We start from the raw sequence: 8,727 nt of genomic DNA, 5'->3' as shown, positions 1-8,727 counted from the left end.
GAATCCCCTTTCCAGCGGCCGGTTTCCGGCAAATTGGATTTCCACAGATCGTCGGTTTATGATTCCAAATCAACGGCTTGGCTATTCTTCACGGACGACCGCCTAGAATCAAAAAAGCGGGCCGGCAAGGCCGGTCCGCTTTGGAATCTAGGTCACGAAATGACGCGTTCAGGTTCCGGTGCGCTTGTCGTTGCCGAAGCGGCGCACGACGCGGCGTTCGACGACGACCGAGCGCTGCGCACCCTGTTCGCCTGCGATCACGCGCGTGGCGGTGATGCGGCTGTTGGTGCGGGCCTGCTTCTTCACCTCGGCCTGCACGACGTCCAGCGGCATGCCCATCAGCGATGCCGCGATCTCGGCCTGCTGCCCCTGATCGTCGGTGATTCCGACCGCGGCGAAGATCGCCTCGTCTAGGGTCGGCGGATCGTGGCGCACGCGCCGCGTGCCATATTTGGTATTCCAGTCTGCGCTCATAACGGCCTCGTTTCGATGCCGGGATACCTAGTGCGGCCAATGTTGCATTGCAATATGAAATCCGTGTGGCATCACAGCTATGCACCGGTCGGGTGTCAGGGCGGTGACGCGACACCGGCCAAGCCGACCCGCTGTTGCGGCCAGCGCTTCAGCGCTGCGTGTCCGGCCTCCGTCAGCCCGTAGATTCCCCGCTCAGTGCGTTCGAACCAGCCATACACATTGTTAAGCAAGATCTTGCCGGCATCGGGGCAGCGCTCGCGCAATTCGCTCACCCGCCGCGGCCCGTCGGCGAGCGCGGAGGCGCAGGCCAGCGCCTGCTGGCGATAAGCCGTCATGATCGGCGCGCGGGTGCTGCCGCCGAGCACGGGATCGCCCTGGCGGCGCTGATGCTCGGCGACGAGGCGCGAGCGGGTCTTCGGCTCGCGGCGTGGCGTCGCGGTCGGCGGCTTCACCAGCACCTCGACCTGGCCGCGGTCGGTCACCCCGAGCATACCGAAGCCGAGGCGACGGCAGAGGTTGCGATAACGCGCATCGCTCTCGCGCCCCTTGCCGCGCACGGACATTTTTGCAGCGATCCAGACCTCGTCGCCAGCCGGCGCGCGGCCGACCGCCTGGAGGATCAGCTCGAGATTGAAAGCCAGCTTGAGTTCGCCGATCACCACCACGGGCGGATCGCTGGTGCTGAGGCCGACCAGGTCGCAGCCGCCGATCTCGCCCTTGACCGTGAAGCCGAGCTCTTCGAGGAAGCGTTTGACGGGTAGATAAAGCGCGGTTTCCAAGGAAAGCATCCGGGTCTTGCGTTCCGATCCGAGAATCAGTTGCCGGCAGTCTAGCCCGGATCGGACTTAGGGCTCTGCGCCAGAGCATCCGCTTCGAGGGCAATCTGCGGCTGTTGGTACCGGACTGAGGTCTCAGCCAATAAGGCGGTCGTATTCGGCATGCGAGCCGATCCAGAACCAGACACAGACCCCGATAGCGAAGTCCGACTCCCTAAATCCGCCCGCCGACCGGGATCAGCGCGCCGGTGACGCCGCTCGCGGCGTCGCCGGCGAGGAACAGGATCACCTCGGCGAGTTCCTGCGGTGTCACCCATCTGGAGAAATCCGCTTTCGGCATGTCCGCGCGATTGGCCTTGGTGTCGATGATCGAAGGCAGCACCGCATTGACGGTGACCTTGCCCTTCCACTCGCTCGCCAGGGCTTCGGTCAGGCGATGCACGGCTGCCTTGGACGCCGCATAGGGGCCCATGCCGGCGCTTGCCTGGAGCGCGCCCATGGCGCCGATATTGACAATGCGGCCGGCCTCGGACGAGGCGAGATGCGGCAGCGCCGCGCGCGAGGTGTTGAGGGCCGTCAGCACGTTGAGCGCATGCATGCGCTGCCACGTCTCGATGTCGCCGTCGCCCACGGTCTCGAAGGCGAAGCCGCCGGCGATGTTGATCAACGCATCCAGCTTGCCGAAGTGCTTTGCCGCCGCCTCGACCACCGTCTTCGCCTGCGCTGCGTCAGACAGGTCGACACCGCCGATCTCGATGCGCCCGGACGTCGCGGAGATCTGCGAGGGCGCATAATCGATGCCGGCCACACGTGCGCCGCGCGCCAACGCTGTCTCGGCGACAACCTTGCCGAGTGCGCCGAGCGCGCCCGTCACGATCAGAACCTTGCCTTGCATCATCGTTCTCCCGGCACGGCCTTACGATTGCAGATAACGCGCCTTCAGCGCGGTCTGCTCCGGTGTGCCGAGCTTGAGGCCGTCGCGCAAGTAGGTTTCGAGATCGCCATATTCGCGGCCGATGGCTTCGAAGGCGGCCGCGAGATACGAGGCCTCGACGCTGCCGATCGCGTCGAGGACGTCGGCGGGAAGATCGGAGGCATTTGATGCGTCGCGCCTGTAGTGCCGGTTGGTCAACAGGTAGTCCTCGGCAATGACGTCATCGGGCACGCCGAGCGCATGCAGGATCAGGGCGCTTGCAAAGCCGGTGCGGTCCTTGCCGGCGGTGCAGTGAATGACGAGCGGCGCGCGATCTTCCAGGAGATGGCCGAACAGGTGGCGGAAACTGGTCGTGTTGTGGCGGACATAATTGCGATAGGATTCTCGCATGAGTTCGAGCGCGACCGGCGCGGTGAGCCTGCCCTTGGCAAGCTCGGCGCGCAGCGCGGCCACGACCGTCGGCTCGATCGGCAGCGAATGCACGGTGATCTCGTTCATGACGCAGACCCCGGCCGCGCGCTCCTCGACGCCGCGAAAGTCGAACGCGCTTCGCACGCCCAGCGCGCGGACGATCTCGATGTCGGCAGCGGTGAGCTGGCCGAGATGGTTGGAGCGGAAGATGTGGCGCCAGCGCGTGGTGCGGCCATCCGAAGTCGGATAGCCGCCGAGGTCGCGAAAATTGCTCGCGCCTTGCAGGGCGAGGTGGCGGGCAGGGGCATCTGACATGAGATCAGCTTGGGTTATGGTTTCGTTGGACGTACCTGACGGTCTCGGGCACACGCTATTCGGGGGGCGGGGACCACGCTGACCATCGGCAAGACCGGGAGCACGACGGTCAAGCATCTGAAGCGGCCGGTGACGGCCTGTGCCGGGATTTAATCCCACAATCAAGTCCGGAATCAAAAAGGGCCGAAACTTCGTTGTTTCGACCCTTTTTCAAACTGACGCCGGGCATTGAGAGAGCGCGGCGGTATTGAACTGAACGCAGGCATTAGCGATCCCATTTCGGCTTGGCTTCGTCGACGGCTTCCTGATGGTACCAGCTTTCGCTGCAAATCGTCTCGGTCACGGGAAGGGAGACGTGATCGGCAGGGATGCGGGCTTCACCATAGCGGCGTCCTGCGAGAGCCGCGCGGCCCCCGACAGGGAATTGGTAGATCTTTGCAGATCCGTGACTCAGACCATTGTTCATCATTTCGATTTCTCCTCCGGCCCAGGCGCTTTGCCTCCATGGTGCGCCCGACTCGTTGGCTTGTGGTTACTGGAATCGCAATATTGGCCGTGCATCCCCAAATGCAAAGTGCTGAAAAGGAAATCAGTGTTGGCCTATTTTGTAGGCAGACGGCATTCTGCTTCCTCTAAGGCAGCGGTCCGGTGGCTAACTCATGGGCCATTGCGAAGGTTGCGGGCGACGGGCACCGTCTTGGCGAATATTGCCGGTCGTTGATGCGTGTTTAGCCGGCAACTTCTGGCCCAGGCGCGCCTGCTCCGGAATCAGGCGTTTTTCGCGGAATTTTTGCGGTGCAGCTTCACGGAAAGGTGCGCCGCTATGACGCATGCGGTGCCGGCCGTGGCTGCTCCGCAGGTGAGGACCGGGTGCGGTGGAAAACCTCCCGGGCTGCGGCCTTTTGGCACGTTAAATGCTTGTAAAGGGTCGCCCGATGATGGCCGGGTACAAACGTGCGGGGGCCCCCCGGGCCCCCACCTTTCGCATCATCTACAGAGAGGCTCAATGACCAAGTATAAGCTCGAGTACATCTGGCTCGACGGATATACGCCGACTCCGAACTTGCGCGGCAAAACACAGATCAAGGAATTCGCGTCGTTCCCGACGCTCGAGCAGCTTCCGCTCTGGGGCTTCGATGGCTCCTCCACCCAGCAGGCCGAAGGCCACAGCTCCGATTGCGTGCTGAAGCCGGTCGCCGTGTTCCCGGATGCCGCCCGCACCAACGGCGTGCTCGTGATGTGCGAAGTCATGATGCCCGATGGCAAGACCCCGCACGCCTCCAACAAGCGCGCCACCATCCTCGATGACGCCGGCGCCTGGTTCGGCTTCGAGCAGGAATACTTCTTCTACAAGGACAGCCGTCCGCTCGGCTTCCCGGCTTCCGGTTATCCGGCGCCGCAGGGTCCGTACTACACCGGCGTCGGCTTCTCGAATGTCGGCGACGTCGCTCGCAAGATCGTCGAAGAGCACCTCGACCTCTGCTTAGCTGCCGGCATCAACCATGAAGGCATCAACGCGGAAGTCGCCAAGGGCCAGTGGGAATTCCAGATCTTCGGCAAGGGCTCCAAGAAGGCCGCTGACGAAATGTGGATTGCCCGCTACCTGATGCTGCGCCTGACTGAAAAGTACGGCATTGACATCGAGTTCCACTGCAAGCCGCTTGGCGACACCGACTGGAACGGCTCCGGCATGCACGCCAACTTCTCGACCGAGTATATGCGTACGGTCGGCGGCAAGGAGTACTTCGAGGCGCTGATGGCTGCCTTCGACAAGAACATCATGGACCACATCGCCGTCTACGGCCCGGACAACGACAAGCGTCTGACCGGCAAGCACGAGACCGCACCGTGGAACAAGTTCAGCTACGGCGTTGCCGACCGCGGTGCCTCGATCCGCGTTCCTCACTCCTTCGTCAACAATGGTTACAAGGGCTATCTGGAAGACCGCCGTCCGAATTCGCAGGGCGACCCATACCAGATTGCTTCGCAGATCCTGAAGACGATCGAATCCGTGCCGGCTGGCAAGAAGGCGGCCGCCTAAGATCCTCCCGGCCCGGGCTGGGGGGCTGGCCCGGGTTGGCCTTCAATCCGCCGGAGTCGAAAGGCTCCGGCGGATTTTTGCATTTTGATGATGGCCCCTTCTGTGGTCCGCGAGCCTCGATTGCGTGAAACTTGTCCCTCGCGGCTGAAAGCGGGATAGACTGCGTCCGGATGCGCGCGGGCCGGGGACACGGCTGGTGTTTGAAGGTTTCTATAAGGTCAGATTTCAACTCGGCGACGGTGTCGGCCGGAGCGTGATGCATGCCGGCAATGGCAAGATGCTCGGCGGCAATTCGGCCTTCGCCCATATCGGCACCTATGAGAGGACCGAAGGCGGCATCGATATCGTCATCAAGACCGTCCGCCACAATCCCGACCCGAATTATCGCGCCATGGCCGGCACCGACGATGCGACCCTGCTTGCAAAGGGCCGGGCCGATGGCGATCTCTATCGCTTCAAGGGCGAACTCAAGGAGCTGCCCGGCGTGCCGTTCCAGTCGGTGATGACACCGATCACCGAAGACGAGGTGCCGATTGCCGGCGGTGTCGGCGAGGCCGGTACTGCCGATGGCCTCTATTCGATGCATCTGCGCATGCTCGACGGGGTCGATGGCGGGCTGACCGGCGTGATGCTGCTCAACCAGGGCCGCATTCTCGGCGGCGATGCCTCGTTCTATTATCTCGGCAGCTACACCGCCGCCAACGGGCGCTGGAAGGGCCAGATTCTCAATCAGGAGCACACGCCGGCCAAGCACGATCCGATCTTCGGCGGCCACGAGGTCGGCATCGGTTTCTCCGGCACCTATGACGCGGAGCAGGCGATGCTGGAGGCAACGGCGCTCGCCGGCAAGCGCAGCCTGCGCCTGACCGCCGCGCTCAAGCTGATGCACCGCGCCTGATCGTTACCCCTGGGATTGCACATGGAAAAAATTCGCATGCTCTCGACGCTCGGCCTGATGGGCGCGATGCGCAGCCTGTCCTCCGCCTTCGAGACCGCAACGGGCATCCATGTCGATGCCGACTTCGCGCCAACGCTGGCACTGCTGAGGCGGCTACGCGACGGCGAGGCCGCCGACCTCGTCATCCTGACGCGCGAAGGGCTCGACGAGATGATCGGCGAGGGCCGCGTGCTCGCAGGTGGCGCGGCCGATCTGGCGCGCTCCTTCGTCGGCATCGCCGTGCGCGCGGGGCAGATGCATCCCGACATCTCCAGCGAAGCCGCATTGCGCAAATCGCTGCTCTCGGCACGGTCCGTCGCCTATTCGCGGCTGGGCGCGAGCGGCGTGTACTTCGCCCGGTTGATCGCGCAGATGGGGATCGCAGCCGAGATCAATGCCAAGGCCACCATCGTCGCGCAGGGCTTTACGGCGGAGCGGCTCGTGACTGGCGAGGCCGACCTCGCCGTGCAGCAGATCAGCGAGCTGAAGCAAGTCGAGGGCATTGAGGTCGTCGGCCCGATCCCGCACGATTTGCAGACACCGGCCGTGTTCTCCGCCGGCCGCATGGCCAACGCGAAACACGCCGAAGCCGCCGGCCGGCTGCTGCGCTATCTCGCATCGCCGGAGGTCGTGCCGGTTCTGCGCCAATCGGGACTCGAGCCTTGAATTTGCCGGCGCGGACACGCAACGTAGTGCGCATGCGGACTTGTCTCCTTGCCATCCTCCTCGCGCTTGCGGCGCCGCTATCGGCGCAGGCCCAATCGGCCGATCTCGTCCTGTGCGACCGGGTGGCCGCCGATCCCAGCGATCCCGACAAGCCGGCCGACGTGAGGGGCGTCGCGGAGGTCGCAGCCTCCGACGTCGCCATCGCCATCAAGTTCTGCAAGCAGGCCGCATCGTCGTCGCGGCGCGCGATGTTCGCGCTCGGCCGCGCCTATGCGGCCAACCGGCAGACGGCGGACGCGATCGCCGCCTGGCGCAAGGCCGCCGACAAGGGCTCGAGCGCCGCGATGGTCGAACTCGGCGTGGCCTACGGCACCGGCTCCGGCATTACCAAGGACGAGGCACAGGCACGCAAATTGTTCGAGAGGGCGGCGCAGGCCGGCAATCCTCGCGGCATCAGCAATCTTGCCGCGCTCGGCGGGACAGGCGGCGCCGCACCGGCCGATCCCGCGCAGGCGCGCGCGCTGCTCGGCAAAGCCGCTGAGACCAATCCGGAGGCGCAGTATCAGCTCGGCCTGATGCTCTCCGATGGCACCGGCGGTACAAAGGACGACGTCGCGGCGCGCGTGCTGTTCGAGAAGGCCGCGGCGCAAAACCATCCCGGCGCGCTGGAGCGGATGGGCGCCTTCGCGCAAGTGGGCCGCGGCGGCGCCAAGGACAAGGATGCCGCAAAGGCCTATTACGAGCGCGCCGCCGCACTCGGCGACGACGATGCCAAGAAGGCGCTGGAGCGGATACGCTGTCCCTATGCGATCAAGGACAAGCAGGGCAAGCTCGTCACCACGCTGTGCTTCTGAGCGTCGCCGGAGGGAAGCGGTCTTTCGGCCGTTGGCAGGCAAGCGTGACGGAACCTGGCTCGTCCGTACACTGTTGATGGCGAGACAGAACGGAGCGCAACCATGATCCGCAAACTGGCATCCGGCGAATACCGCCTCTATTCCCGCAAGGTGAATCCCAAGACCGGCAAGCGCCGCAACCTCGGCACGTTCAGAAGCAGAGCTGCGGCCGAAAGGCACGAGCGCGAGGTGCAGTATTTCAAGCGTCACTGACGCATGAGGAGGGCCGTCCAGCGCCGGCCGCAACAAAAGTCGAAAAACAACCCCATGCACAGTAGCCAAGTCGTTGAAATCACTTGGCTGCTGAAATCACCTTCTGGGTGAAATCGCTCATTGCGGATTTGGCGAAAACAACTTGCTCCGTCGGGCAAAACAGGGGCATGATCGCATCATGCAAAGACAGGCTCAGCGCGTGGCCCCTGCGCGGAAAAGCCTGATGGTCTTGGTGCGGCGGCGGTGCTAGGTAGCCCGTGATTCTTTTTTATTTTACGGGTCAATTGCGTTGCTGGACGGACTCTACAAGGTTGAATACGGCATCCACGATGCCTTCGGCCGTAGCATCATGTGCCTGCATGACGGCAAGATGCTCGGCGGCAATTCGGCGTTCGCCCATCTTGGAACGTATCAGCAGCGCGACGACGGCGAGATCGTCGCCGAGGTGATCACCGAACGGCATAACGAGGATCCGCACTACAAGCCGCTGATGGGCGCCGATGTCGCCTCGATCGGCGCACGCGGGCGATTAATCGACAACCAGATCCGCCTCGAGGGCAGCGCGGACACCATGCCGGGCGGTCATTTCTGGGCCAATCTGACGCGGCTCGACGATGGGGCGCTGCCGCCACGCGGCACGATCGGAGCGGGCGGCATCGCCAACGGCCTCTACGGAATCGGTCTGCGCGCGCTCGATGGTGTCGATGCCGGACTCTCCGGCGTGATGCTGTTGATCGACGGCCGCATACTCGGCGGCGATGCGTTCTTCTACTATCTTGGCTCCTACTCCTCAGCGGACGGCCGCTGGAAGGGCGAGATGCTCAACCAGGAGCACACGCCGGCGAAAGGCGAAAATCCCGTGTTCGGCGGCTACGAGGTCGGGATCGGCTTCTCCGGCACCTGCACGGCCGACAGCGGCGAGCTCGAAGGCATCGCGCTCGCCGGCAAGCGCAGCTTGCGCCTTGCGGCCTCGCTCAAGTTGATGCGGCGGGCCTAGGACATCTTCACCGAGGTGTGGGATGTGCATCGTCTTGAAGTGCGTCTATGGCAGCACTGCGGCTTCAGTT

Annotated in this window: 11 protein-coding genes; 6 read left to right on the top strand and 5 right to left on the bottom strand. The window is 64.0% G+C overall.

What is annotated here, in order from left to right; all coding sequences use genetic code 11:
* Nucleotides 1-168: 168 nt before the first annotated feature.
* From IVA80_RS21430 to IVA80_RS21410, 5 genes are all read right to left on the bottom strand, one after another.
* Entirely contained in the window at nucleotides 169-474 is a 306-nt protein-coding gene (locus IVA80_RS21430; RefSeq protein ID WP_247434815.1) for a hypothetical protein, read from the bottom strand.
* Between the two features lie 95 nt (nucleotides 475-569).
* Nucleotides 570-1,253 (bottom strand): DUF2161 family putative PD-(D/E)XK-type phosphodiesterase, encoded by a 684-nt coding sequence (locus IVA80_RS21425; RefSeq protein ID WP_247434812.1) that lies wholly within the window; start codon nucleotides 1,251-1,253, stop codon nucleotides 570-572.
* Between the two features lie 211 nt (nucleotides 1,254-1,464).
* The gene (locus IVA80_RS21420; RefSeq protein ID WP_247434810.1) at nucleotides 1,465-2,145 is read right to left on the bottom strand and encodes an SDR family oxidoreductase; all 681 of its coding nucleotides are present in this window, start codon (nucleotides 2,143-2,145) and stop codon (nucleotides 1,465-1,467) included.
* A 21-nt stretch (nucleotides 2,146-2,166) separates the two neighbouring features.
* Nucleotides 2,167-2,910, bottom strand: coding sequence for a tyrosine-protein phosphatase (locus tag IVA80_RS21415; RefSeq protein ID WP_247434807.1), 744 nt, complete (start codon nucleotides 2,908-2,910; stop codon nucleotides 2,167-2,169).
* A 265-nt stretch (nucleotides 2,911-3,175) separates the two neighbouring features.
* The gene (locus IVA80_RS21410; RefSeq protein ID WP_247434804.1) at nucleotides 3,176-3,379 is read right to left on the bottom strand and encodes a DUF2735 domain-containing protein; all 204 of its coding nucleotides are present in this window, start codon (nucleotides 3,377-3,379) and stop codon (nucleotides 3,176-3,178) included.
* A 537-nt stretch (nucleotides 3,380-3,916) separates the two neighbouring features.
* Between IVA80_RS21410 and IVA80_RS21405 the strand changes: the two genes are divergently transcribed.
* The 6 genes from IVA80_RS21405 (at nucleotide 3,917) to IVA80_RS21380 (ending at nucleotide 8,657) form a co-directional block, all read left to right on the top strand.
* Complete coding sequence (locus tag IVA80_RS21405; RefSeq protein ID WP_247434801.1) at nucleotides 3,917-4,951, top strand: glutamine synthetase beta-grasp domain-containing protein; 1,035 nt, start codon at nucleotides 3,917-3,919, stop codon at nucleotides 4,949-4,951.
* 196 nt (nucleotides 4,952-5,147) lie between these two features.
* Entirely contained in the window at nucleotides 5,148-5,849 is a 702-nt protein-coding gene (locus IVA80_RS21400; RefSeq protein ID WP_247434798.1) for a GrlR family regulatory protein, read from the top strand.
* Nucleotides 5,850-5,870: 21 nt separating this feature from the next.
* Nucleotides 5,871-6,554, top strand: coding sequence for a substrate-binding domain-containing protein (locus IVA80_RS21395; protein ID WP_247434794.1), 684 nt, complete (start codon nucleotides 5,871-5,873; stop codon nucleotides 6,552-6,554).
* A 32-nt stretch (nucleotides 6,555-6,586) separates the two neighbouring features.
* The gene (locus tag IVA80_RS21390; RefSeq protein WP_247434791.1) at nucleotides 6,587-7,408 is read left to right on the top strand and encodes a tetratricopeptide repeat protein; all 822 of its coding nucleotides are present in this window, start codon (nucleotides 6,587-6,589) and stop codon (nucleotides 7,406-7,408) included.
* 102 nt (nucleotides 7,409-7,510) lie between these two features.
* Complete coding sequence (locus tag IVA80_RS21385; RefSeq protein ID WP_247434788.1) at nucleotides 7,511-7,660, top strand: hypothetical protein; 150 nt, start codon at nucleotides 7,511-7,513, stop codon at nucleotides 7,658-7,660.
* 289 nt (nucleotides 7,661-7,949) lie between these two features.
* A complete protein-coding gene (locus tag IVA80_RS21380) occupies nucleotides 7,950-8,657 on the top strand; it encodes a hypothetical protein (RefSeq protein WP_247434785.1) in 708 nt (235 codons plus the stop codon).
* Nucleotides 8,658-8,727 lie beyond the last annotated feature (70 nt).

It is taken from the genome of Bradyrhizobium sp. 139 (genome assembly GCF_023074175.1).
Lineage (GTDB): Bacteria > Pseudomonadota > Alphaproteobacteria > Rhizobiales > Xanthobacteraceae > Bradyrhizobium.
Note: the sequence above shows the minus strand (reverse complement) of the source record. Positions and strands in the feature narration are given on the sequence as shown.

Bases quoted from the DNA above. Each gene is read 5' to 3' on its own strand.
- IVA80_RS21430 (WP_247434815.1), bottom strand. From the start codon at position 474: ATGAGCGCAGACTGGAATACCAAATATGGCACGCGGCGCGTGCGCCAC.
- IVA80_RS21420 (WP_247434810.1), bottom strand. From the start codon at position 2,145: ATGCAAGGCAAGGTTCTGATCGTGACGGGCGCGCTCGGCGCACTCGGC.
- IVA80_RS21415 (WP_247434807.1), bottom strand. From the start codon at position 2,910: ATGTCAGATGCCCCTGCCCGCCACCTCGCCCTGCAAGGCGCGAGCAAT.
- IVA80_RS21410 (WP_247434804.1), bottom strand. From the start codon at position 3,379: ATGATGAACAATGGTCTGAGTCACGGATCTGCAAAGATCTACCAATTC.
- IVA80_RS21405 (WP_247434801.1), top strand. From the start codon at position 3,917: ATGACCAAGTATAAGCTCGAGTACATCTGGCTCGACGGATATACGCCG.
- IVA80_RS21395 (WP_247434794.1), top strand. From the start codon at position 5,871: ATGGAAAAAATTCGCATGCTCTCGACGCTCGGCCTGATGGGCGCGATG.
- IVA80_RS21390 (WP_247434791.1), top strand. From the start codon at position 6,587: ATGCGGACTTGTCTCCTTGCCATCCTCCTCGCGCTTGCGGCGCCGCTA.
- IVA80_RS21385 (WP_247434788.1), top strand. From the start codon at position 7,511: ATGATCCGCAAACTGGCATCCGGCGAATACCGCCTCTATTCCCGCAAG.